Origin of the sequence: Paenibacillus sp. FSL K6-4396 (assembly GCF_038002525.1) — a bacterium.
GTDB classification, from domain to species: domain Bacteria; phylum Bacillota; class Bacilli; order Paenibacillales; family Paenibacillaceae; genus Paenibacillus; species Paenibacillus amylolyticus_B.
The window spans coordinates 3,803,987-3,828,857 of the sequence record NZ_JBBOCR010000001.1 but is presented as its reverse complement, the minus strand read 5'-3'; the positions used below and the strand labels follow the sequence as shown (position 1 = coordinate 3,828,857).

The following is a 24,871-nucleotide window of genomic DNA, read 5'->3' as shown; positions in this document are numbered from 1 at the left end:
CGCCGATCCTATTGATCAGCGCCTTTTTTTATTGATATGATTTTCCGGGATAACTGAATCCATCAACCAACCTTGTTGGACACTCGTTCACTTTACAGAACGTGCAAGTGCTGCAACAGAGCCGCGGAAATCAGGTCTGCCGTCTGCCGTCCACAAAAGCTCCGTCACAAATGTATGGCGATTCGGATCGTACAGCGGATCTCCTATAATATTCTTGTACGTTCTTGCGTGGAACACAAATAGCGTCTTTTCGTCGGCCTCTGACACCGTGAAGGAATTATGACCGGGACCATACATCGAGATGCTCTCATCTGTCGAGAGAACCGCTGTTTGTGACTTGCGCCATGAGGCGGCATCGAGCAAATCCGCATCCGCATCGGCTTCAAGCAGGCCCATGCAATAATTGAAATCGGTGGCGCTAGCCGAGTAAGAGAGGAATACCAGATTACCCTTGCGAAGAAAAGCCGCGCCTTCGTTCACTTTATAACCAATGATCTCCCAGTCATACTCCGGCATCGAGATCATCGTTTGCGGCCCAGTCAACGTCCACGGATTGCTCATTTTAGATATATACAGATTAGAGTTACCTTCAATATTCGGATCCTTTTGTGCCCATACGTAATAACGGATTCCATTATGCTCAAAGGTAGTGGCATCGAGGGCGAAGCTTTCCCACGCGGTACGAACCTGTCCTCTTTCCACCCAACTGCCTTCGAGCGGATTGACATTTTCATTCTCTAGTACGTACATCCGATGGTCGAACAAGCCTTCATTCGTTTCCGTCGTGTGTGCGGCAGCGAAATACACGTACCATTTGTCATCAATAAAATGCAGTTCAGGTGCCCAAATATTGGCACTAAGGATACCCGTCTCACGTTTTCTCCAGATCACAACAGGAGTTGATGTAACAAGCCCCTCAAGGTTCCGGGCTCTACGGATTTCAATCCGGTCATACTCCGGAACGGATGCTACGAAGTAATAATAACCATCCGAATGTCGGTAAATAAAAGGATCAGCTCTCTGCTCAATCAATGGTTGTACGTCGTGTAACACTCTTTTTTGGACTGCCATCTTATCACCTGTTTCATCATAATATTACTACCCTTTAACAGCACCTGCAGTCATACCGTCTATGAAGTATTTCTGGAAAGCAATGAACAGTATAAAAATTGGAATGATGGAAAAGAAGGAGCCCACGATCAATAGATCATAGTTATTGCCATAAGGAGTTAATAACGTTTTCAAACCGATTGGAAGTGTATATTTACTCTGATCTCCCAACACCATGAATGGCCACAACAGATTATTCCAGCTATTCATACCATTCAGAATGGCCATTGCTGCAAAGGATGGCTTCATAATCGGCATAATTAGTCTGAAATATATCGCATACTCGTTTGCCCCATCAACCCGCCCAGATTGAATAATTTCTTTGGGTATGCTTCTTAGATATTGCCTGAAGAAAAATATTGTCGCGGCATTGGCTATACCCGGCAAAATGATTGCCGAATAGCTATTCACCATTCCCAAATCATTAATTAGGCTATACAAAGGAACCAGCAGTATTTCGAAAGGCACCATCATAATGAGCAAAACACATATAAAGAGGAAGTTCTTACCTTTAAAATCATATGCTGCAAAACCATAAGCAACAAATGCGCTTACAAAAAGTGTTAAAACCACTTGAACGATTGTTAAAATCATACTGTTCCAAAACCACACAAAATAATCATGTTGTCCAGTAAACAGATAGATGAAATTATCAAAACTCATGATTTCAAAATCCAAACTTAGGTTAAGACCATATCTAACTAATGATTCACCTGGTTTAAAGGAAGAGAGGGCCACTGCATAGAATGGAATCATAATTAAAACGAATAGTATAATGAATAAACAAATAATTACTATTCTAGAGATGAAATCACTCCTCGTCTGACTTTTGCCCACTTTAATCCTCCTCCTTTTTGAACATTCCACTAAATTTCAGCTGCGTTAAATTGATAACCATAGCAATGACTAACAGAATGATACCAACTGCAGCTGCGTAACCCAGCTTATTCTGCTCAATCCCTTGTCTATACAGGTATCCAACAATGGTTAAGCCAATATTTTTGGGTGAATTGTTACCGTTAAACATCATCAGACTCTCGGTAAACATGGCTAAACCTGCATAAACACTAATTGTTGTAACATATACCGTGGTCGGCTTCAATAATGGCATTGTAATCGTTCTAAACTTCTGCCAAGCAGATGCCCCGTCAATTGAAGCAGCCTCATAATATTCATTGTCAATGCTTTTCAAACCGGATAGATAGTAAAGCATATTAACACCTGTCCATCTCCAACATGCGAGGATTAACAGTGCTGCCATACTCCAATTTCCATCTTTCAAAAATTTAATAGGCTCTATACCAAATAGACCCAGCAAACTATTCATTAATGAACCTTCCATTTCACCGAATGTAAGGCGGAAAATGGTACCCGCAACTGCGACAGATGTCAACGCAGGTAGAAAGAACGAAGATTTAAAAAACTCTCTTCCCTTCATTAACTTACTGTTGATCATAACGGCGAATAACATTGGAAAAGGAATTAACAGCACTAAGGTTCCCAACATGTACACAACGCTATTTTTAATAGATGTCAAAAACACTTTATCGGTAAGTAATTTCGAATAATTTGCTTCACCAATCCATTTAGGATCCTGTCCCAACATCCGATCTTGAAAGCTCATTACGAATGAATTTACAAGTGGAAAAAACCAGAATATCAAAAATATGAGTATAAATGGCAGTACAAAAACATAAGGTGCAACTTTTTGAGAGTATACAAATTTCTTTATCATATTCTCAATCTCCCTTGATTAAGGTTAAACCTGCCGACTACTATACCTGCCGACAGGTTTAACCAAATCATTTACTTATTATATTTATTTCAATTCTTGTTCAATTGCTGCTTGTGCTTCATCCAACGCTTCCTTCACGTCTTGACCATCTTCAAAGATGGCGTTCAAAGTAACCGTATTGAAGATATTGCCGATGGTCGGTGAAGCTTTAACGGATTTGATCGCTTGAATTTCGTCCTTGATTTCATTCAAAGTATCAAATGCATTTGTTTTAAAGTATTGGACGTATTCATTATCAGGGTTTTTCGTTACTGCATCATCTTTCCATACTTCCATGTTGATTGGGTCAAATCCAAGTGTATTCCAGATTTCAGTCGTAGCTTCTTTCGAAAGCTTAGCAAAGGCTACAAATTCTTTGGCCAATTGAACGTCTTTACCACTCTTAGTAACAACTGTGCCAGTACCGCCTAAGCCAACGGAACGAGGATTACCTTCTTCAAATACAGGCAATGGAGCAATTGCATACTTACCTTTAAGGTCCTTCATTTCGTTTACAAAGCGGGACATGTACCACTCAGGCATCAATGCACTTGCGTAGTTGCCTTTGTTGTATTCGCCTTTTGCTTCTTCTGTGTCGGGTTGTCCGCCTGGGATCGTATGAATAACATTGTTCTTCTGCAGATCAACTAACATTTCATACGCTTTAATCATTTCAGGCGAGTTAACTTTTGGATTACCATTTTCATCTGTAAAATCAGTGTTTTGCTGAGCTAACAGCAACGATGCTTGCCACGTAGCAGATGTATCAGCAGTACCTAAGTACTTGCCAGTCTTTTCATAAACCTTGATACCTGCTTGTTTGTAATCTTCCCACGTTATGATTTTCTTGTAGTCAACACCTGCTTGTTCGAGAATTTCAGTGTTGTAGAAAGCAAGTGTTGCACCTACGTGATAATCAAAGCCATAAACCTGATCGGCTTTGGAGTAAATCTGAACACGCGAAGGAACAACAACGTCTTTGTATGGTGCAAATACATCATTCAAAGATTCCAGTGGAACGTTGTCACCTTCCAGGAATTTAGGGAATTGACCAAGCTCGATATCCGCGATATCAGGAGCACCTTTTCCGCTTGTAACTGCCAATAAAAGCTTGTTGTGCATATCATCGTAAGGCATAACCGTTACATTCAACTTAATCTGTTTGTCTGGGTTCTCTTGGTTCCATAAACCCAGCATTTTATCCAAATGCTTGCCGTGCAAATCTACGAATGTCCAAAATGACAATTCTGTTGCATTCTCACCGGCATTAGCGCCTAATTGCTGTGTTTCCGTTTTTGAATCAGAAGGATTACCACATGCTGTGAAAAAAAGAGACATAATAAGGACTGTAACGATGGAGATTAACGTACTGCGTTTCTTCATTTCTTCGTCATCCTCTCTTTTTGTGTTATGCATTTGAAAAGTCGGCTGACTAGTTAGTTCTGTTAATTTAAGCGGTTTCAATCTACCTTGGCACCACCATCCTTAACATAATTCTAACCGTTCAAAGAAAAGACCCCTTCGCAAAAATTTCTTAGATTCCATATTGTAAGCGCTTTACATGCCGTATTATAATATATATGAAATAAGCTTTATATAACCAATTGATTATAAAATCATAAAGTTTATGGGGAGATGCTACTCTTTGAAAAAGCTGGCGCTCTACAAACAAATTCAAGAAAATATTATACAGAAAATTAAATCAGGGCAGCTTCGGCCCACAGACCGCATTCCTTCTGAGCAAGAACTAATGGACGAATTCAGAGTAAGTAAAATAACCGTCAAGAACGCCCTAACCTCACTAGCTGACGAAGGATTAATTATACGCGTACAAGGCAAAGGCTCATTTGTCTCTTCAAGTCTTGTTGTTTCTAGCATCCATTCTCCACCATCCCAAGGCAGCGCGTCCTCCATACCACTCATCGGCTTCATCATTCCGACGATGAGAACCCGTGTCATTCAAAAGCTCGTTGACTACACAGAACAATTCCTGCAAGAAGCCGGCCTCAACATGGTACTTAGCATCACGCGAGAGTCCTCCTCTATCGAAACAAACGTCATCCGTACACTAACGGAACTCGGTGTGAAGGGGCTGATCGTTTTTCCGACGGAAGATGAGAAGTACAACGAATCATTACTGCGTCTGTCGCTCGACAAATTTCCGTGTGTGTTCATCGACCGCTATCTGCGCAACATTGAGACGTACACCATTACATCCGATAATTACGGCGGTGCGTATAAGGCTGTATCCCATTTGTTATCCAAGAGTCATCAGCAGATTGCGCTCATCTCACCTGAAAATGCCAATACAACCGTCGAGGATCGCACGCTTGGCTTCGAGCAGGCATATACAGATCAAGGTATCTCAATTGACAAGAGCTTGTGGTGTCACATCCCTCTCAACATTCTACGCAGCGAGCATGCATTGGACTATGTAAGCGAATTCTTGCAGAACCACAGTGAAATTTCGGCAGCTTTCTCCTTGACTGAAGAAACAGCACGCCTTACATCATCCGCTATCCGTCGTCTGAACGATCACTCCAATATCGATTTGCTATCTTTTGATAATCCACATCTTTCAGGCGTAGCTTATGTGCAGCAGAATGAACAGGAAATGGCACGAACAGCCGTAAGGCTGTTACGTGAACAGATGGAAGATACTTATTCTCCTAAGAACGCCATTATTCCCGTGCAACTCATCTTCCCTTGACACGACAATCGTTGCAAGTTCTTGTCCTTGGCTCGGGACAAGAACTTGTGCCGATAAAATAAAAAAAGCCGCTTCAATAGCGACTTCAATGGGAATATGTTCTTGTCCCTCGACATCGGTCGAAATTCTGGGAACGGCAACATCAATCCTGTTAGTATTTTTCAAGTTCTATCTTTAAATCCTCAATTAATATATCGACTTCTAATACAGCAGAATCAGCATTATTTAAGAATATTGAAGGTTTAAAACCCTCTTTTTTCAAATTGGGAAGAAACTCGTCTATGAACTCATATAAATCCATATTTTTACTTGAGTAAAATTCCCAATCATCAGTTGCACAGTATTCCGCGAATTCTTTATTAGGCCAAAATGGAAGTAATTTATTACCTTCATCATCTTCAGTAACTGACCAACCATTCTCATAAAGGCCCCAAACTTCTTCTGAATCTACTACTTTTTTGATGAAGTATTCATAACGAATATTTGCAGGGAGATTGATGACAGATTCAAATTCTTTCTGATTCATATTTCCTCCTAATGATGTTTTATCTTATTTTTCCGTTATTATCGTATCTATGTTGTGTCTTATGGTTTTTTGTAATATTTAAAACACTGTGTTCGTAACCGTAACCCTTTCTTGCCTCGAAACCACGTTTGTGCTGCATCTGGTATCCCTGAGGAACTCTTACATTTTTGCGTTTTTTTCTTTTAATTTCATTTAGATCACGTTTTATTTCTCCTCTTAATGAAGTTGAAACCTTATCTTCATTTGCTATTTCTTTCAGTTTAGTTTGTTTTCCTGCTCAGAGAAAAAAGTCTTATCGTTTATTTATTTCATGATTTTTTGTTTTAAAGTAATGCGCAATGTGAGCAAGCATATTCTTCTTGGTAATCAGGAAACGATTTTGTTCCAAAATCATAATTATTTTTATAGCAAAAGAGGTTGGAAAAGAGTCTGAAGTAAAGTTAACCCTCATACATCCTGAAAGGGAGCATGAGGGTTAACCTAGTTTTATGACTTTTAAATTAAGCGCTGCTTGGGCAAATGCAGAATAACGTTGAATTGATCGCCATGAATCTCGATTTTGATCTCCCCGCCGTGCAGCTCAACGATGCTTTTCACAATGGACAGACCTAGTCCGGAGCCTTCTGTCTGGCGGGATTCATCTGCTCTTTTGAAACGCTCGAACAACTCTTCCGCAGCAAAATCAATCTCATAAGCAGCAGTATTTTGAATTTTGAATTGTACCTGATTATCAGACTGGTCCAAATAAATATAGATTCTGGTTCCTTGAAGTGAATATTTCTGCGCGTTGCCAATTAAATTTTCGAATACACGCCAAATTTTATTGCCGTCCAAATGTGCATGGATGGGGAATTTTGCAATCCTCTCCCGAATCACAGGCGACGTTTGTCCCATACTGGTATTGGACTCGGCGATCGCCTGTGTCAACAATGTCGCTACATCCACGTACTCAATATCCAGCTCTACTGTACCGCTGGCCATCTTTGAGATTTCGAACAGGTCTTCAATCAACAGCTTCATCCGTAGCGCCTTCCGGTCCAGGGTTTCAATATAGGCTCGGGTAGTCTCCGTAGACAGATCTTCTTTTTTTAATAAATCGACATAATTGATAATAGAAGTAAGCGGAGTCTTCAAATCATGCGATACGTTGGTAATCAGCTCTGTTTTTAACCGTTCGCTCTTCATTTGATTCTCCAGCGCGCTTTGATACCCGGCTTTCATATTGTTAATATAGCCAGCAAGCTTGGATAGGGCATCCTTGCCGGTATCTTGAATCGTATTCTGAATATTTCCTTCAGCAATTTCTTTGCTCCCGTTGATGATAGCGATGAAACGTCCAAGCTTGGAAAGGATATACGGAACCAGGAACAGCACATACAGCAATACATAAAGTATGTATATGTCGTAATATGTGGCTGCCAGCCAAATAGAAATGCCGGCTATCGCGGTTAGCAAAAGCATCATGATGAGGCCAAACATTAGTCTCCAGTTTTGCAAACTGGCTCTAAGACCGATTCTCCAAATGTGAAAGTAATCCATCAGCAGACTGCCATGCCAGAAGGAACGCCTACTGTGGGGTGCCTTAAAATAAAGAAACAATCTGCTTGCCAGTAAGCAAAGAATAATAAAGGCAAGCAGCGACTGGATATAACTTGAAGATGAATAGCTTAGACTCAACCCCGTGTATGAATACTCGTTTATGAGTAAGAGGATCCATAAGATCGCGGCGACAATGATGACAATAAGGTCGATTGGAACCTTCCAATCGGCTTTATTTTTTCTCAATTTTGTATCCAATTCCCCATACCACCTTTAAATATTTTGGGTCTTTGGGATTGATTTCAATTTTTTCACGAATGTTTCTCACATGTACGGCAACCGTATTCTCTGAAGTGAAGATCAGTTCATTCCACACGCGCTCATAAATCTCTTCGATCGAGAAAACTCTACCCTTGTTCTCCATCAGCAGCTCCAAAATTTTGTATTCTTTCGGGGTCAATCTGACGTCCTCTCCATCTATCTCAACAGTCTTCGAGCTTTTGTTCAGCACGAGTCCTCTTACTTGAATGAGCTCATCCCCGTTTGACTGGAAGGAACCTAAATTCGTAAACCGGCGCAGCTGAGATCGGACTCTGGCAATCAGCTCTAGAGGATTGAACGGCTTCGTTATATAGTCATCAGCGCCCACGTTGAGTCCCAAAATCTTGTCGCTATCTTCTGACTTGGCAGAAAGCATAATGATCGGTATATTTTTGTTTTCACGAATTTTAAATGTCGTTTTAATTCCATCGAGCTGCGGCATCATGTTGTCCATAATAATAAGATGAATGGTTTCTTGTTCAAGAATTTCCAGCGCCTCCAATCCGTTAGAGGCAGTTAATACATCCACATCTTCGCTTTTCAAATAAATAACGAGCGCTTCTCGAATTTCCGGTTCATCGTCTACAACAAGAATGTTATTGATAGCCATTATTTCTCACCTTCATCACGATATTTCTTATACTTGCTAATCCGGAACTCATGTATCCCGAAAATTCAACATGGCCGGGGGGAGCGTCTGCAAGCATCAGCTCCTCTGGTGATTCTTCCTGATCCGTGTAAAACCCATGTACCCCAAACCTGGACAGAATCTGCATTACCGGTCTGCTGTTGACAGTATGAACATAACTTTTTACCCCAAACTTATTCAGTGCTGGAACTAAATTGGGGTTTAGATACACGCGGTATGCAGGCATGGCAACGGCTGTCAGTTGTTTGTCCCTTACGAATTCTACAATACTTTCGGCGGAGGCGCCAGTTTTGTAAAGTGAATATATTTTGTTTGGAAAGGGGTGGATTCCCATAACCGTGTCATACATTTCCGGGCTGAAGATTTCAGGTATAACCCGGTTGAGCAGTGCAGGATCCGTACGTCGAACCTCATTGACTAGATGCGCAAACTGCTGCTGAATTTGCTCTTTGCTGCCTGCTTTCGTGTCCACAATTAAGTCGAAATCAGGATATTGTTTCATCAGGTGCAATATGTCCGGCAGGGTAAGAGGGTGGAATCTTCCCATAATAAGCGAGTTTGCAAACTGAAGCTTTGTTACGTTTCGTCCGCGATGAGCGGCCAAGTCCGGCTGTAGCTTCTGCGACCAATCATGTCTGGCTACAAGCTTCCCATCCGTCGTCTGCACAAGATCAACCTCGAACAAACGGTACCCTCTATTGTAATTGGTTATAAATGCCTCATAAGAATTGGTATAGTTAGCACCGTCAACTCCACCAAATGCATGTGCAATAAGCCTATTTTCCTGCCAGCCGCTGGTGCCAGCTGCAGAGTCCGGGTGATTCTGATCTGTCCTAACAAGCCCCCAGCTGCACCAGATCATTCCTGCCGTTATGATTATGAGTAAAGTTAACAACATCGTTTTCTTCATTCTTTTGCTCCTTCGTTATCCCGATGTAAGTCATACTACAGGACTCAAATGAAGAAGGAGTGGTATAAAAACGAATGAATTTATGAAGTTTGTATACATTGCTGAACGAGAGATTCAGATCTCGTGATAACGTTGTAGCTCCCTGGAGCACAAGCACAACTTATACTAAATGGTTGTTTCTCAGATACTTCGATGGGACTCGTAGCTTGTAGTCAAGTTATGGGACAATCAATTAGGGAGGATATCGGAGCCTTATTTGCGAGCTATCACCTTACTAAAACCGCTTTAGGTCTTCGCATTCTTAATATGATTTTGCCAAAGTCTTGTCTGGTCATTATTTTTTCTCTTCTTCTCAATACATCTTATAAATGTGTTCCAGACTTGCCGACTGGCTTTAATTGGTTAATCGGACCTTGTTTTGTCCTTATCGGTAATTGGTACAAGTTCTATACGCTTGTATATAAGTGGATTTTAAAATGAAGATTGGTTTTATTAGCTATCGTTTACCGTTAGTTTAACGAGTTTTAATAATTTCTTGCCAGTTAGGAGGCAAGTCATAATCCTTAATGTGCTTATACTAAAGAACTACTACTGATCCGGAGTTATCTATACTAAACCTCAGCGAGTCGGTCCTGCGATTTTTTGTTCCTATTTTTTACATACCATCATAAAGGGGCAGCCCAATGGTCGTTTTACTGACTTTTTGGACAGCCCCTTCTGAAAAATCCCGATCTCAAAAGCAAAAAAACGCTTGAAAACCCAAGCGCGAGGTGTAATTCATGATAAAATGGGGCTAAGTCCCTTTAAGCACTCAGTTCCAGAAATACTGCATCCGCGTATACCCGACATCCCATGCTTTCATGTCGCCCTTAATCGTGATCTTCAGCTCATCGCCCGGCTCAAGCGGGATTTTGAATAGCGACGGAAATAGATCGGGATTACTCTGCTGATCTTCTCCAGAGCCGGTCAATATTTCATTGCCATCCCGAGTAACACTGATACTACCAGAATAATCCGTTGGTTCGGGGCATCCGTAATCGAAGGAGAAAATCGTCTGTCCCTCAGACTTGTACGTGAACGTTCTTGAATCTCCGTCTTCAGCGCCATATAGGTTATAGCGAAGCGGTACCTTCTGTCCGTTGATTAGGATGCTGTCCGGCTTGTCTCCAGCGGATGAATGGCCCGAAGTATCCGTCCAGTCATTGATCGCCACAAACGGGCCCTCTACTTTTGTTGTTATTTTGTCTACCGCCGCCCCTAATCCCCATAAAGCTATAAAAAGAATCATACCCGATATAGCCGTTGCCACCAGATTGCGCCCGAGGCTCCGGTAACGGAAACCAAGCTTGTACGCCCCAAAACCGAGGGCTGCTCCAATCGAATTCTGAAGAGCGTCGTTGATATCGAAGCTGCCCAGGAATGTAAGGGCCTGGATCGTTTCCAGCACAAGAATCGCGATGAAGAATAAGGTGATGAACCGGACGAAGCTGACCCGGTACAGCCATGGAATCAATATACCGAAAGGAATAAACGCAATAGTGTTCCCGAAACCCACCATACTCATGAGGCTGGGATGCAGAAGATCAAATGGAGACGGCAACTTAAGGAAGTTCTCGGGCATGAAAATAAAGGTATATTGGGTAATGTTCTCCAAATCCTCTCCTCTGCCGAAAGCGAAGAACATAAAATAAAGAACAAGCAATGTGTACAATACGGTTACAGTTAGTAAAATCTTGCGTTGTTTGACCATGGTTAACTCCTCCACTCCATTTTTCCATCCATCACTATACCTTATTTACCCGTTTCATGCACCCCTTAGCTTGATTCGAATCGCCAACAGGGGTGAGATGACGCCGCCTTGTAGTGTCCCTACATCGGAGCGCCTAACGTTTCCTTCTTCCATGACTCCGTGATCTCTTATGATTAATGGTAATGGTCCTCAATAGAAAGAATCATTTTCTACTGTTCTACACATAGTGTCATAGTAAAAATATTCTTTGTTCAACAGAAATTTTCACAAGTTTGAGTGACACAACTGATCCTCCTATCAAAAAAGCAGCCCCGCCAGGAGCTGCCTCATGTTATGCCTTATCTTGTAATCTTATCTGTTTCCGCTAACCTTCCAGCTTACTCGGCATCCGGATAAGGATTGATCTTCTGGATCGTTCCGTCTTCGTTGTATTTCAGCTCGGAATATTTAACGCAGCGCTTGTGGTTGACACCTTCCGATAGGGAACTGTCGTGATAGAACAGATACCACTTGTCTTCAACTTGCACTATGGAGTGGTGGGTTGTCCAGCCGATAACCGGAGAGAGAATCTCGCCCTTGAACGTGAATGGTCCCATCGGGTTCTTGCCGATCGCATATACGAGCTTATGCGTGGTTCCTGTAGAGTAGGACAGGTAGTAATAGCCGTTATATTTATGCACCCATGGGCCTTCAAAATATCTTCGTTCCTCATCCCCGGCCAGAATCGGATTTCCGTCTTCATCGACAATCGATATCTCGGCAGGCTTGCCCTGGAAGGACAGCATGTCGTCGCTAAGCAGTGCAACTTGCGGTCCAAGCGCCGGCTGGTCAGGAGCAGGTCCTTCTGCATCTGGCACGAAGCTGCCGGTCTGCCATTTCTCCAGCTGGCCGCCCCAGAGTCCGCCGAAATAGATGTATGACTGATTGTCTTCATCCACCAGTACGGCCGGATCGATACTGAAGCTGCCTTCCATATAATTCGGCTGCGGCGTGAACGGGCCTGCCGGAGACTCTGATGTTGCCACACCCAGACGGAAGATGCCGTCATGATCCCGTGCCGGGAAGAACAAGTAATAGGTATTGTTCTTATAAGCGGCATCCGGTGCCCAGAGTTGCTTGGAGGCCCACGGAATATCTCTCAGATGCAACGCTTCGCCGTGATCAACCACCGGAGAATCGAAGTTGTTCATCGAGAGGACATGATAGTCTTCCATTTTATACTGGTCGCCGTTATCGTTGCTCGGCTCGTCATGATCGAGGTCATGGGAAGGATAGATGTAGATTTTGCCTTCGTAGACATGGACGGACGGGTCCGCAGTGAAGATGTGGGTTACGAGCGGCTGGTGTGGCTTAGGTAGTTGTTGTTGATTCATAAGGCATCTCCTTTAGTATTGGAATAATAGAATCCTTCATAATAAGCAGAGCTGGCGTTCTCTGTACCGTTGCTCGAGGCACGCAGTCCCGAGCAGACGCCGGGTGAAGCCGCTTGCTGAGGCACGCGAACACGGGAGGCACCTCATCGTCCAGCATGTAGGCATTCCCGCGCTTGGCCCAGGAATAGCGCTCAAATATCCGGCGATTACGGGATTACGGTAATTCAGTGATTGGATCCTCAGAATTCAAAGCAAGCGTTTACAATCTCTATTGTATAAGTCCCTATTGTTTTTTCCTATACACATACTAAAGATCTTCCCCCGAAAAAATGTACAATTTCCGCCCATTTCATTATACTGGAAATATAAACCAAATGCTCGCATTTTGTTTACCCTGCTTCCTTGGTTTTATTGAACTAACGTTCCCCGTTAGTTCAATGACCTCTTCAAATCAACCCTTGTATAAGTTTTCTCATACGTTGTCCCGTCTTCATTGTGGAAAGAGCTGTTCTTGAGTATGGTTCAGTAATTCTTTTATATCCAAGCTTAGTTATAAGCTTTATCATTTTTGGATTCCCAATTGGGTCAACACCAATGAATATTTCAGAATAGCCGAGTCAATTTGGGAGATACGTAACTACTAAGTTTTAGAAGACCGAACCCCAAAATTGTTGATCTATCCATTTCAGCAACTAGGAGATACACTTCCTTTTTCTCTTGTTGATTCAAATACGTGGTAAATAAATCCTTGTTATTTCTTACATCAAGCAGAACTCTGATATCTTCTTTCTCTGCCAACTTTGTGTGAATGATTAAACCAAGCAATTTTAAAATTATCAAAGTACATTTAAATTTAAAAAGAGCTTTTTCTAACAAAAGCTCCTTTACTTTAGGTTGAATAACTACATATTTGCCAGCATTAATAAATCCTCAAGGTTCAGCCTTCCAATAACCTTCTCAACATTGTCTCCTATCCATAATGAACTCTGTTTTCAATCGCAATATCTATATCGTTCATGTGATAGATAGCAACAAAAAGACGCCCCGCATAGCGGAGCGACTTGAAGAAGTACTCATTAAAATTTATCGATTGTATTTGGTTTATTCCATCAAATCGGTTACTGCCCCTTTGGAAGCGGAGGAAACTAATTTAGCATATTTGGCAAGTACACCGGATTTCACTTTCAGTGGCGGTTGTACCCAGGCTTGTGCTCTAGCAGCTAACTCTTCTTCTGATAACTCAACCTTCATCTCCTGAATGTCGCTATCAATGGTAATAATATCGCCATTTCTAAGCAACGAGATCGGTCCACCTACTTGTGCTTCAGGTGATACATGGCCGACTACAAATCCATGCGATCCCCCAGAGAATCTACCATCTGTGATGAGAGCTACTTTCCCGCCGAGCCCCTTTCCTACGATGAGTGCTGTAACGGAAAGCATCTCAGGCATACCCGGTCCACCCTTCGGACCACAATAGCGTATGACCACGACGTCTCCTTCTTTAATTTCATCATTCATAATCGCTACTGTCGCCTCATCTTCACTATCATACACCTTAGTCGGGCCAGAGAACTGTTGGATCTTCATGCCTGACATTTTCGCAACAGCGCCTTCAGGGGCGAGATTTCCTCGAAGTACAACCAGTGGTCCATTTGGTTTAAGTGGATTATTGAGCGGTCGTATAATCTCTTGATCATTTTCAAGTGGAGCAGATTCCGCTAAATTCTCCGCTAACGTTTTACCTGTTACGGTGAGGCAATCCCCATGAAGTAAACCCTCAGCAAGCAATAGCTTCATTACCCCGGAAACACCACCAATATCATTCAAGTCCTGCATGACATATTGACCACTTGGCTTCAGATCCGCCAAATGAGGAACACGCAAACGAATACGCTCAAAATCATCCAGGGTTAGATCTACTTCAACCGAGTGCGCAATCGCTAGCAGATGGAGAAACGCATTGGTTGACCCGCCTAGAGCCATAACAACCGTGATCGCATTCTCAAATGCTTTCTTCGTCATAATGTCTCTTGGGTAGATTTCCTGTTCAAGAAGTGAGATGACCTGCTTACCGGCTGCTTCGCATTCCAATGCTTTATCGGCTGAAATGGCTGATGTTGAAGAAGAACCAGGTAAACACATACCCATTGCTTCTGCAGCTGCCGCCATCGTATTAGCGGTATACATGCCGCCACAAGCCCCTGGACCTGGACAAACGCTACATTCGACCTTATGCAGCTGTTCATCTGTTATTTTCCCATCTTGATATTGACCCACGGCTTCAAAAGCCGAAACGATATCTACATTTTTACCATCGAGATTACCCGGTTGAATGGTTCCTCCATATACATAAACGGAAGGAATGTTCATCCGTCCAATAGCCATCAGACATGCAGGCGTATTCTTGTCACACCCACCGATCGCAACCACGCCGTCAAAACGCTCTGCTCCGGTTACAATTTCAATCGAATCAGCTATAGCTTCTCGACTTGGTAGTGAGAACAACATCCCGCCGTGCCCCATGGAGATCCCATCTGACACGGTAATTGTATTAAAAATTAGTGGAGCACCGCCGTTATTACGTGCACCCTGCTTAGCTTGCACCGCTAAATCATTGATGTGCATATTACACGGTGTTACTTCACTCCACGTACTCGCTATTCCGATCATTGGCTTTTTAAAATCCTCATCTTGAAAACCAACTGCACGCAGCATCGCTCTGTTCGGAACCCGGTTAGCACCTTCACTGATCACTTTACTTCGAATACGAAGATCTTTTTTGTTTTCCATGTCCCTTACCCCTCATTTCAAAGTATTTCGTTCAGTTCCTGCATTGGTCGAATAAAATTTTGTTTCATTATTACGTGAGCATCCTCACTATTTTTGCCTTCAAAAGCTTTAATAATCAAATCATGCTCTTCGACTGAAGCAAGTGTAGCTGTAATAGGTTGTTTTAAAAACACATATTTAAATCGCCTAATGTGAATCTGGAGAGAGGTATTAAATGTGGCCACATAAGGATTATCTGAGAGCTCCACAATATAATTATGAAATTGCTCATCCACCTCCATAGCCTGATAAACTTGCCCATTTTTAATGGAACTTGCGAATTCCAAATTTAGTGATCTTAGTTTCTCAATCTGTTCTGGAACAATAATTTGGGCGGTGATTTCAGCAGCTAAAGCTTGAAGAGCGGCCATTGTTGAATACATCTTAAAAATATCGTTTTTCTCAATATTCGTTACTTTTGTTTCTTTTCCTGGATGCATAGACACGAGGCCTTGAACTTCGAGTAACTGAAATGCCTCCCGAATCGGTGTCCGGCTAACTCCAAGCGATTCAGCCATTTCCGCATCAATAAGCTTTTCACCTGGTTGCAGTGTTCCATCAATGATCCATCGCTGAATCTGAGAAAACGCTCTTTCTTTTGCGGACATACGGACGGGCAAGGAAAAATCTTTAGGAATTGGCATGGTTTTCATCCTCATTACAATTATTCTTATATGCAATATATCGCATACACGATTGAGAAGCAATTATTATTTCATTTTATTACTCACTCCATTAATTTGTCCGGATATTCGAAGCCGAGCTTAGGTTGAAATCCTCAATGAGGATATGCACTATTTTTGGTTACGATATCCTTCTCTTTCTCTGATAAATGAAGCGCCTCATTAGCTGCATAAGAAAAGAAAGAATACTCATCCATTTTACTTCCTAAAGCACTTTTTCTAATCAAATCCGGATGGAAACATAGCATCCAGCCTTTCTCATATTTGTCTCCTGTCCTTCTCTTCATTCAATTACTTCAACTCACATTGACTCAATTATAGTAGGATACTATTGATCAACAGCTTGGTGCATATACGCATCCACTTTGGATTTATCCGAATCTCTCATCAAAGGGCTTATACAATAAAAAAAGGTCCCGACAAAAAGCAGTCGACACCTTTTTTTACAATGCTTATTGGTTTTATTTATTGAGATGCTTGGTTAAGAGCTTTTAAAAATACCTCTGTTGGTTGTGCGCCGGATATCGCGTATTTTCTATCAATGACAAAGAAAGGTGCTCCTGTTATCCCTAATTGTTTTGCTGTGGCTTCATCTGAACGCACTTCGCTAGCATATTTGGATGAATCATGGAGAACTGCGATTGACTCGTCCCTATTCATTCCAACTGATTCTGCAATATCTGCTAAAGTAACATGATCACTAATTAGCTTGGCGTCCGTGTAATAAGAGTAGAACAGCTTCTCTGCTAATTCCTGATCTTTACCCACAGATTTGGCATACTGGGTTAAACGATGTGCATCAAACGTATTGGTGGGCTTTATTTGGTCGATATTATACACGAGACCCATCATTGCTGCTTGTTGTTCAAGTTCTGCATGTGCCTTTTTCGCTTGCTCGATACTCATACCATACCAACCTTAATCGGTGAATACTACATTTTTATTGAGCTTATTTGTTATAAATAATAGGCATTTTTCTAATCAATTGGTTGTCACGAGCAGCAGAGTACATGAATTTGGCAACATTTTCTCTGGAAACAGACATCTTAGCCGATTGATCTCCGAATGAATAGTCATAAGACTGCCCTGTGTATTTAACATTGGGGTTAATAATTCGAACGACTGTCCAATCCAGATTCGATTCCTTAATCATTCCTTCTATTTTCTTCATTTCTGCATAACCGTTTGGAAGGAGAACTTTGGCTAATACACCTGGAAGTATCGTGGACATGTTTTTCTTATCGTCATCTGATTGCAAAGCTGGCGTTGCAAGTGTAATGAACCTTTTTTTGTTAAGTTTGTTCATAGCCCTAATCATCAGTTCGTGCCCGTCAGCAATCGGCGTGCCTTTAAGCTTTCGTGACATATCGGATGCTGGGCCCAATGTGCTGATTACGACATCGGATTCGGCAATGGCTTTCTCGATGGTTGAAGTATTTGAAATTTCCCCTTGTACAAGGCTCAAATTTGGATGTTTGAGACTGATTTTTTTGGGGTTTCTAACGTATGCCGTAACGAAATCTCCGTGATCTAATGCAAGTTGGGTTACAAGCTGTCCAATTGCACCACTTGCACCAAAAACAGTGATATTCATATTCTTTTCTTGTATCTCCTTCAAAATAAATTATTCAACTTACACTTTATCTTCAGTTATAAACTCTTCTACTCTGTCTCTTTTGGTGTACATGTCGTACCAAATATCAGCGATTTTATCTTGAACTCCTGAGTTCGGTTGCATCCAAATTCCAATTGAAAGATGACCCGCATAAACCCCTTTATCCGATAATTCGCTGTTCAAATTAAAGATATAATTACGAAGTCCTGAGATTGCAATTCCGACATTGCCCATCATCGGTACCGGGTGAATTGCTGAGCCTCCAGTCGTAAATAACAGGGCACCACTTTGCTTATCCAACATATCCGGAAGCACTTGTTTAACGCTCGATAAAGCACCTAAAACATTATATTGAAATTGGTATAACGCATTTTCTTCAGTTACATCTAGTGTTGGCGCTACTGTGTCAAAGCTCGGCGTTGGACTGTATTCAAGAACATCAATATATCCGTATTTCTCTTTAATAGCGGCAAATGCCATCTCAATTTGTTCTTTGTTTAATATGTCCGCTTGAAAAGAAGCAGCTTCGATTCCCAATTGTTCTAATTCAATAACCAGTTGGTTCAACTTTTCTTCATTTCGCGCAATAAGCGCTACGCGGAAGCCATTTTGCCCGAATTTTTTCGCGATGGACATTCCTAAACCTGCTCCTGCTCCAACAATCGCTATCGTTTTCATCTAAAATCTCCCCTTTAATTAGAGTTAATTATCAGTAAGATAAATAATGGTCAACGTGTTGTATATTTATCTTTTGTTTATTATGATGAATATAAGGTCAGCCTTCAATGTTTAATAATTTTGATTTTGAGAGATAAAATACAGTTTCAACTTAAATGTCGTATATCTAACAAAAAAAGTTAAGGGAATGAGCCATAATGAAAAAAAAAATCGATTTGCGTATCCTTCGCTCCAAACATTCGATAAAAAAGGCGTTTATAGAACTTCTTAATGAAAAGGGGTACGAAGGAATTACGATCCAGGATATAGCCGATAAGGCGATGATTAACCGAAATACCTTTTACCTTCATTATCAGAACAAACCCGATTTGTTGAACGTGTCTATGGACGAATTATTAGAAGAATTAAATAGTACACTCAAGCTTTGTTCGAGCAGCAAATCTCCTATAAGCGGCTCTATGCTTGAACAACTAATGCAAACCATACTGGAGAAAATTAAGGACAATATTCCCTTTTACAGAGCATTGTTACTTGATGAGAATAGAATCTATGGTTTTCAATCAAAGATGGAGGAAATTATAAAAAATACAGTGGAAGATGGCTTGGATGATATTTCCCTGAAGATTTCAAAGGAATTATTACTCCAATATATTGCATCTACTTTTATGGGCATTGTAATATGGTGGGTTAAAAATGATTTTTCTTATACTCCAAATGAACTCGCTTCTCAATTCGGAAAAATTTTAACTCATGGACACTTAAAAGCCGCAGGTATTTCAATCGATGATTAAAGTGATAAATGCTTGCGAACAGTAGCTGGCTAGATAGGAAAGAAAAGGAGCCCCTCGAATGAGGGCTCCTTTTCTGTTATTACACTTTCAAAAAATATTATTGTACGCTTGAAGATAAACTAATACCTCCGCTCTTCGCTTTACTGCCCGTTAGCTTAATGTAAATGATACATTTCGTAATCAACATGTCCTGTTCTTTCAACCCAGCCTTGTTTCTTCTCGCAAGATGGAGGATGAAAAAAAAGAAGCTGCAACAAAAGGTCCGGGTAACGTCAAACCTCCACTTGATGCAGATTCTTTTGTATTTCTACTCGCTTGGCACAGTGAATTTATAATAGATTTAAGCTTTGCGAAGCATTTGTCTCTCGCTTAGCTGTGATAGCATATCCTTCGTCATGGCCTTCAAGTCGTAGCGTGCATGAAATCCCCATTCTGTTTTTGCTGCTGTCGCATCAATGGAATGCGGCCAGCTATTGGCTATCGCCTGTCTCTTCGGATCAACGTCATAATCTAGGATAAAACCGGGAAATTCCTCCCGAATCGCTGCAGCAATCGCCTCCGGATCCACGCTCATTGCAGTGACATTAAATGAGTTTCGGTGTATCAATTGGGATGAATCCGCTTCCATTAAATTGATAATAGCGTTCAGGGCATCCGGCATATACATCATGTCCATGTCTGTGCCCTTGGCGATATAAGATGTATACCGTCCAGTCGTCACGGCTGCATAATAAATTTCCACCGCGTAATCCGTCGTTCCTCCACCGGGAGGCGTCATATAAGATATCAATCCTGGGAATCGCAGCCCCCTAGTATCCAGGCCGTACTTGTGAAAATAATAATCACAAAGCAGTTCGCCGGACACTTTGTTCACGCCGTACATCGTATTGGGCCGCTGGATTGTATCCTGCGGGGTATTGTATTTCGGAGTCGTAGGGCCAAAAGATCCAATGGAGCTTGGAGTGAACAATTGGCAGCCGAGCTCTCTGGATACTTCAAGTGCATTCATCAATCCGCCCATATTCAAATTCCAGGCAAGCAGGGGTTTCTCCTCTGCGGTAGCCGACAGCAGCGCAGCCAAATGCATGATGGTATCAACTTCGTACCGCTTGGCGATTTCGAACATCGCTTTATCATTCGTCACGTCCAGCAGCTCGAATGGTCCGGATCGGGTAATTTCGTGGGCTGATGACCTGAGATCCGTAGCAACGACATAATCCGCACCATAAATCTCACGTAATTTAACAACTAACTCAGAACCGATTTGGCCGAGTGCCCCGGTCACCAAAATCTTGTTCATAAGACATTCCTCCCGAAATATACTCCCGCGAATGCACTAAATCAGCTTCATTTCCTTGCCAACTTTCTCATAAACAGAGATCACTTGGTCGAGCATCTCCTTGGTATGGGCAGCTGTCGGCATGTTGCGTATTCTTCCAGTTCCTTTCGGAACCGTAGGAAACAGGATTGCCTTGGCGTAAACGCCTTCTTCATAGAGCCGTTTGCTGAACTGTTGGGTGGTTACTTCATCGCCAATGATACAAGGTGTGATCGGAGTTTCGCTTTGGCCTACATCATATCCAAGCCGGCTCAAGCCATTTTTCAAATGATTGCCGTTCGCCCATAGCTTCTCGATCAGTTCTTTGTCATTCATCAAAATGTCGATAGAAGCGCTACAGGAAGCGATTGCAGCCGGAGGTAGCGATGTCGAGAACAGAAACGGACGGCTTCTCAGCTTCAACCATTCGATCAACTGTTTTTTACCCGCCACATAACCGCCGACAACGCCGATCGCCTTGGAAAGAGTACCGATTTGAAAGTCGATGCGGTCGGACAATTCAAAATGCTTCACGGTTCCTGCACCTGCTCCGAGAACGCCCGAACCGTGTGCATCATCGACATAAGTAATCAGATCGAATTCTTCTGCTATTTCCACGATTTCGGGAAGTTTTGCTATATCACCATCCATGGAGAAAACCCCGTCGGTGATGACCATAATTTTATGGTACTGACCGGATTCCTTGGCCTCTTTTGCCTGCTGTCTTAAATCATTCATATCCGAATGCTTAAAGCGAATCACCTTGGCTCTCGACAGGCGGCAGCCATCAATAATGGAAGCGTGGTTCAGCTCATCGGATAAAATCGCATCATGCTGGTCCATTACAGCGGATATAGCAGCCATATTACAGTTAAATCCCGATTGATACACGATAACGGCTTCCGTTTTTTTGAAACGAGCCAGTTTTTCTTCAAGCTCAATATGAAGATCCATCGTACCATTAATTGTTCTCACAGCCCCTGCTCCTGCCCCGTATGTCTGCGCCGCCTTAACTGAAGCGTCAATCAGGCGGTAATCTGTTGCCAAGCCCAGATAGTTATTAGAAGACAAATTGATTAGGGACTTTCCGTCAATACGAATAACAGGACCATTTGCCCCCTGCAGTGTATCGATGAAGTTATATAGACCTTTATTCTTTAGATCTTCGATGTTCGAACTTAAAAATTGGTCCAATGCTTGACTTGACATTCGATTCCCTCCTTGATATACGTTTGTCCTTGTACGGGAGACATGTCATTATGCGAAAAAACCTTGTTATAAAGGGGTTTTGACTAATTTTAATGTAGCATCTTTTTTATTCTTTGTACACATGTGGAGGACAAAAAAGTGAAAAATACGCAAATAAACATAGTGATTATTCCCCCTTCCCCGGAAGTAGCGGAAGCGTTTGCCGAAGTTATGCACTCTTAATTAATTAGATATATATCTAATCTTAAAAAGGAATATGTTCTTGTTCATTCGGCAATCGGTAGAAGTTCTTTTCCTTGATTCGGGACACGAACTTCTACCGATCACATAAAAAAGTCGCTAAAATAGCGACTTCAATTCAATGGGACCATGTTCTTGTCCCGCGACATCTTTAATCAATCTTACATGGTCTAAAAGTTTCATGTTTAGCTTCATACTCTTCTATTAATCGGATTTTATTTCCATCAAATCTAATCATTGATATACCATCAAATGAATAAAGTTGTTTTTCTTTTGCTTCAAAATACCATTCTACAAAAAATAAGGTTTCATTTACTTGATGAATATTTTTTATCTTCCATTCTAAGACAACTTGCTTCAGTAACATTTTTTTGATCCACAAATGGACTTCCTCTATACCCACATACATTGCTCCATAACATTCGCGGTAGATAATATCATCCGAAAAATACGTATCTAATGACGTAAAATCTCTACTTACCCACATAAAGAAATATTTTTTTATAATTTCTTCTTTCATAAGTACTCCTCTATTTTTTAATTAAGCGTATTTCTTAACTAGTGTTTTGAATCAATTATATCAAATGAACGGAAAAGAAGAATGTACATGATAACTCTGCTCATTCAGTTTAATCCTTCTTTTAATAGGGAAAACGTTCAAATCCTGCTACAACAGTTCAAAATGAAGTTGAGTCTCTGGTAACTCAGTATTCCCTATTGACTCATTGCACCGTATCCCAATTCTAGAACCGCAGCAATGCGCTCGTTACTTATTTGGAGCCAATACGGCATGATTGAGCAATTCAAGGATTAGATCCTGCGATACCGTTCGATCCAAAAACTCACTGGGACCGTCCATGACCTTCCAGATCGACAATTTAATTTTCACATCCTCCTCTCCTATGTATTCTGCCCACGCAATATGGTCCACTTCTGCTGGGCTGGCGTTCTTTTCCTACTTCTTGGCGCTTTTTCGAAATATCCTATATGTAGAAGAATACCAACAAATCTTTCATGCTCACGTAAGCCAATTCCAATGAAGAACCCTTCATGCTGAATCATGGACTCTGTATCCCACAACACGCCTAACCCTCGTTCTTAGACCAACAACTGGAAGCTCTGCATCACCCCGCAGGCAGCCGCATAATTGCGGTCATTGGTCAGTCGATCAGTACCGACATTGGATATAACAATGACATGCGCGGGAATATCGGTAAATCTCTTTTTAAAAACCTCCATTAGTTTTCCAGGGATCAGATTCCCCAGCTTGCTCTGTGATATCTGTTGCATCATAAAGTCCACCAGCCGTTTAGATGATTCAGGAGTTCCGGTATATACCACACGCCACGAGCCAGCCTCAACAAATGGTTGAAGCTGAATAGCCTTACGAAGTAATTCAACAACTAACTCCCGGTCCACTGGCGTAGAGTTACATTTACGAATACTCCTTCGCTCCCTGATCAATTGCGCCAGATTAATGACATTGTCGGCAGAACTCAGAATTCCTTTCGCATGCTTCTCCAAATCAGCATCGTAGGAAACCAGCCAAACTCCCATTTCACCTTTCGGCCCTCCTGCAAAACCGTCAAGCGATGCGTGCAAAAATTAAACAAGTTTTCTCATTTTAAATTCTCTTTTGTTCATCTTGTGAAGTAGGCTGACAATGCTGATAATCTTGGGTGGGATTCGTCATCGACCTTTCGCGCTTCTCAAAGGAATATGTTGATGATTAACTGAGTACCCACGCTAAGATATAAACTTGCAAGTATAAACCAATCGGTTTATACTAATACAAACAGTATAGAGAGTGAGGCGATCCATGAACAAGCCCCCATTCATGTTTCTGAGCTTATAGCTTCTGTATGAACAAAAATATAATAACTCATGGAGGTATTTTCTATGTCTAAAGTAAATGTAGGCGCTGAGAATGAACAACCAATTGAACTGTATTATGAAGATCATGGTGAGGGAAAACCAATTATTCTGATTCATGGCTGGCCTTTGAGTGGGCGCTCCTGGGAGAAGCAAGTTCCTGCCCTAATTGAAGCAGGCCACCGTGTTATCACATATGACCGTCGTGGATTTGGTCAGTCTTCCCAACCTTGGGATGGTTATGACTATGATACTTTCGCTTCGGATTTGCATAAATTGATACTGCACCTTGATCTGCACGATGCCACATTAGTCGGATTCTCCATGGGTGGCGGCGAAGTTGCACGTTATGTGGGAACCTACGGAACAGAGCGTGTTTCCAAAGCCGTATTCGCGGGAGCGGTTCCTCCATATCTCTATATAACCGAAAACAATCCTCAAGGTGGGTTGGATGATGCAACGATTGCCGAATTCCAAAACGGGGTTAAAGCGGATCGGCTAGCATTTTTGGATGGTTTTACAAGCAACTTTTTCGCTGCTGGAGATCGTACAGACCTTGTGAGCGAACCATTCCGTATTTATAACCGTGATATTGCAGCTCTGGCTTCACCTAAAGGCACATTGGATTGTATTGCTGCCTTTGCCCTTACGGATTTCCGTCAGGATCTGGAGAAGTTCAACATTCCAACACTGGTTATCCATGGTGATTCAGATGCCATTGTGCCTTTGGAGGTGAGTGGACAACGTACTCATGAATCCATCCCTGGCAGTCGTCTGGTCGTTGTCGAAGGTGGACCACACGGATTTAATGCAACCCATTCTGAACAATTTAATGCAGCATTGATCGAATTTTTACAGGGTTAAATTAAGTTCGACTGATGATTTTAACCAAAAGAACAAAATGAGAGAAAAGTAGAACGTCTCCTATAGAGGGGACGTCCTGCTTCTTCATTATTGTATAGGATATGCAT

General features: G+C 41.9%; 25 protein-coding genes and 1 pseudogene. 4 read left to right on the top strand and 22 right to left on the bottom strand.

Annotated features, from left to right (window positions below):
* Positions 1-87 precede the first annotated feature (87 nt).
* From MHB85_RS16560 to MHB85_RS16545, 4 genes are all read right to left on the bottom strand, one after another.
* Entirely contained in the window at positions 88-1,071 is a 984-nt protein-coding gene (locus MHB85_RS16560) for a family 43 glycosylhydrolase (RefSeq protein WP_091020076.1), read from the bottom strand.
* 27 nt (positions 1,072-1,098) lie between these two features.
* On the bottom strand, positions 1,099-1,947 hold the full coding sequence (locus MHB85_RS16555; protein WP_192131357.1) for a carbohydrate ABC transporter permease: 849 nt from the start codon (positions 1,945-1,947) through the stop codon (positions 1,099-1,101).
* Between the two features lies 1 nt (position 1,948).
* Positions 1,949-2,845 carry a carbohydrate ABC transporter permease gene (locus MHB85_RS16550; RefSeq protein WP_091020079.1) on the bottom strand — a complete coding sequence of 299 codons (897 nt, stop codon included), beginning with the start codon at positions 2,843-2,845 and terminating at the stop codon, positions 1,949-1,951.
* Between the two features lie 84 nt (positions 2,846-2,929).
* Entirely contained in the window at positions 2,930-4,267 is a 1,338-nt protein-coding gene (locus MHB85_RS16545) for an ABC transporter substrate-binding protein (protein WP_192131960.1), read from the bottom strand.
* Between the two features lie 262 nt (positions 4,268-4,529).
* On the opposite strand from MHB85_RS16545, the gene MHB85_RS16540 reads away from it, so the two are divergent.
* Positions 4,530-5,594, top strand: a complete 1,065-nt coding sequence (locus MHB85_RS16540; protein WP_192131359.1) for a GntR family transcriptional regulator — start codon at positions 4,530-4,532, stop codon at positions 5,592-5,594.
* A gap of 151 nt (positions 5,595-5,745) precedes the next feature.
* Here MHB85_RS16540 and MHB85_RS16535 read toward each other — a convergent pair whose 3' ends face one another.
* The 5 genes from MHB85_RS16535 to MHB85_RS16520 all read right to left on the bottom strand — a co-directional run bounded on the left by MHB85_RS16535 (position 5,746) and on the right by MHB85_RS16520 (position 9,539).
* Entirely contained in the window at positions 5,746-6,120 is a 375-nt protein-coding gene (locus MHB85_RS16535) for a DUF2750 domain-containing protein (protein WP_091020085.1), read from the bottom strand.
* Between the two features lie 19 nt (positions 6,121-6,139).
* Positions 6,140-6,370 (bottom strand): polymorphic toxin type 8 domain-containing protein, encoded by a 231-nt coding sequence (locus MHB85_RS31195; RefSeq protein WP_366349459.1) that lies wholly within the window; start codon positions 6,368-6,370, stop codon positions 6,140-6,142.
* 245 nt (positions 6,371-6,615) lie between these two features.
* On the bottom strand, positions 6,616-7,659 hold the full coding sequence (locus tag MHB85_RS16530) for a sensor histidine kinase (protein WP_341073259.1): 1,044 nt from the start codon (positions 7,657-7,659) through the stop codon (positions 6,616-6,618).
* A gap of 232 nt (positions 7,660-7,891) precedes the next feature.
* The gene (locus tag MHB85_RS16525; RefSeq protein ID WP_036613934.1) at positions 7,892-8,590 is read right to left on the bottom strand and encodes a response regulator transcription factor; all 699 of its coding nucleotides are present in this window, start codon (positions 8,588-8,590) and stop codon (positions 7,892-7,894) included.
* Positions 8,577-9,539 carry a phosphatidylinositol-specific phospholipase C/glycerophosphodiester phosphodiesterase family protein gene (locus tag MHB85_RS16520; protein WP_192131363.1) on the bottom strand — a complete coding sequence of 321 codons (963 nt, stop codon included), beginning with the start codon at positions 9,537-9,539 and terminating at the stop codon, positions 8,577-8,579. Before MHB85_RS16520 ends, MHB85_RS16525 begins: the two co-directional genes overlap by 14 nt.
* Before the next feature lie 180 nt (positions 9,540-9,719).
* On the opposite strand from MHB85_RS16520, the pseudogene MHB85_RS31190 reads away from it, so the two are divergent.
* Positions 9,720-9,872: pseudogene (locus MHB85_RS31190) on the top strand (DUF3231 family protein); the annotation flags it as partial.
* Positions 9,873-10,350: 478 nt separating this feature from the next.
* On the opposite strand, the gene MHB85_RS16515 reads toward MHB85_RS31190, so the two are convergent.
* The 8 genes from MHB85_RS16515 to MHB85_RS16480 all read right to left on the bottom strand — a co-directional run bounded on the left by MHB85_RS16515 (position 10,351) and on the right by MHB85_RS16480 (position 18,470).
* A complete protein-coding gene (locus MHB85_RS16515) occupies positions 10,351-11,289 on the bottom strand; it encodes a VanZ family protein (protein ID WP_091020093.1) in 939 nt (312 codons plus the stop codon).
* Between the two features lie 377 nt (positions 11,290-11,666).
* Entirely contained in the window at positions 11,667-12,662 is a 996-nt protein-coding gene (locus MHB85_RS16510; protein ID WP_192131364.1) for a glycoside hydrolase family 43 protein, read from the bottom strand.
* Between the two features lie 1,101 nt (positions 12,663-13,763).
* Entirely contained in the window at positions 13,764-15,455 is a 1,692-nt protein-coding gene (gene ilvD / locus MHB85_RS16505; protein WP_091020096.1) for a dihydroxy-acid dehydratase, read from the bottom strand.
* Positions 15,456-15,472: 17 nt separating this feature from the next.
* Entirely contained in the window at positions 15,473-16,138 is a 666-nt protein-coding gene (locus MHB85_RS16500) for a GntR family transcriptional regulator (protein ID WP_091020097.1), read from the bottom strand.
* Positions 16,139-16,272: 134 nt separating this feature from the next.
* Entirely contained in the window at positions 16,273-16,464 is a 192-nt protein-coding gene (locus MHB85_RS16495) for a hypothetical protein (RefSeq protein ID WP_181155438.1), read from the bottom strand.
* 178 nt (positions 16,465-16,642) lie between these two features.
* Positions 16,643-17,083, bottom strand: a complete 441-nt coding sequence (locus tag MHB85_RS16490; protein WP_091020099.1) for a DsbA family oxidoreductase — start codon at positions 17,081-17,083, stop codon at positions 16,643-16,645.
* Positions 17,084-17,126: 43 nt separating this feature from the next.
* A complete protein-coding gene (locus tag MHB85_RS16485; protein ID WP_091020101.1) occupies positions 17,127-17,771 on the bottom strand; it encodes an NAD(P)-dependent oxidoreductase in 645 nt (214 codons plus the stop codon).
* A gap of 39 nt (positions 17,772-17,810) precedes the next feature.
* On the bottom strand, positions 17,811-18,470 hold the full coding sequence (locus MHB85_RS16480; protein WP_091020102.1) for an SDR family NAD(P)-dependent oxidoreductase: 660 nt from the start codon (positions 18,468-18,470) through the stop codon (positions 17,811-17,813).
* Positions 18,471-18,667: 197 nt separating this feature from the next.
* On the opposite strand from MHB85_RS16480, the gene MHB85_RS16475 reads away from it, so the two are divergent.
* A complete protein-coding gene (locus MHB85_RS16475) occupies positions 18,668-19,261 on the top strand; it encodes a TetR/AcrR family transcriptional regulator (protein ID WP_192131365.1) in 594 nt (197 codons plus the stop codon).
* 340 nt (positions 19,262-19,601) lie between these two features.
* On the opposite strand, the gene MHB85_RS16470 is transcribed toward MHB85_RS16475, so the two are convergent.
* The 5 genes from MHB85_RS16470 to MHB85_RS16450 form a co-directional block, all read right to left on the bottom strand.
* Entirely contained in the window at positions 19,602-20,561 is a 960-nt protein-coding gene (locus MHB85_RS16470) for an L-threonine 3-dehydrogenase (protein WP_192131366.1), read from the bottom strand.
* A 36-nt stretch (positions 20,562-20,597) separates the two neighbouring features.
* A complete protein-coding gene (locus tag MHB85_RS16465) occupies positions 20,598-21,788 on the bottom strand; it encodes a glycine C-acetyltransferase (RefSeq protein ID WP_091020108.1) in 1,191 nt (396 codons plus the stop codon).
* Between the two features lie 391 nt (positions 21,789-22,179).
* On the bottom strand, positions 22,180-22,548 hold the full coding sequence (locus MHB85_RS16460; RefSeq protein WP_091020109.1) for a nuclear transport factor 2 family protein: 369 nt from the start codon (positions 22,546-22,548) through the stop codon (positions 22,180-22,182).
* A gap of 246 nt (positions 22,549-22,794) precedes the next feature.
* A complete protein-coding gene (locus tag MHB85_RS16455; RefSeq protein WP_274599247.1) occupies positions 22,795-22,917 on the bottom strand; it encodes a hypothetical protein in 123 nt (40 codons plus the stop codon).
* A 209-nt stretch (positions 22,918-23,126) separates the two neighbouring features.
* A complete protein-coding gene (locus MHB85_RS16450; RefSeq protein WP_341073258.1) occupies positions 23,127-23,585 on the bottom strand; it encodes a nitroreductase family protein in 459 nt (152 codons plus the stop codon).
* A 342-nt stretch (positions 23,586-23,927) separates the two neighbouring features.
* Here MHB85_RS16450 and MHB85_RS16445 point away from each other — a divergent pair, with 342 nt between their 5' ends.
* Positions 23,928-24,764 (top strand): alpha/beta fold hydrolase, encoded by an 837-nt coding sequence (locus tag MHB85_RS16445; RefSeq protein ID WP_105598927.1) that lies wholly within the window; start codon positions 23,928-23,930, stop codon positions 24,762-24,764.
* Positions 24,765-24,871: the final 107 nt, after the last annotated feature.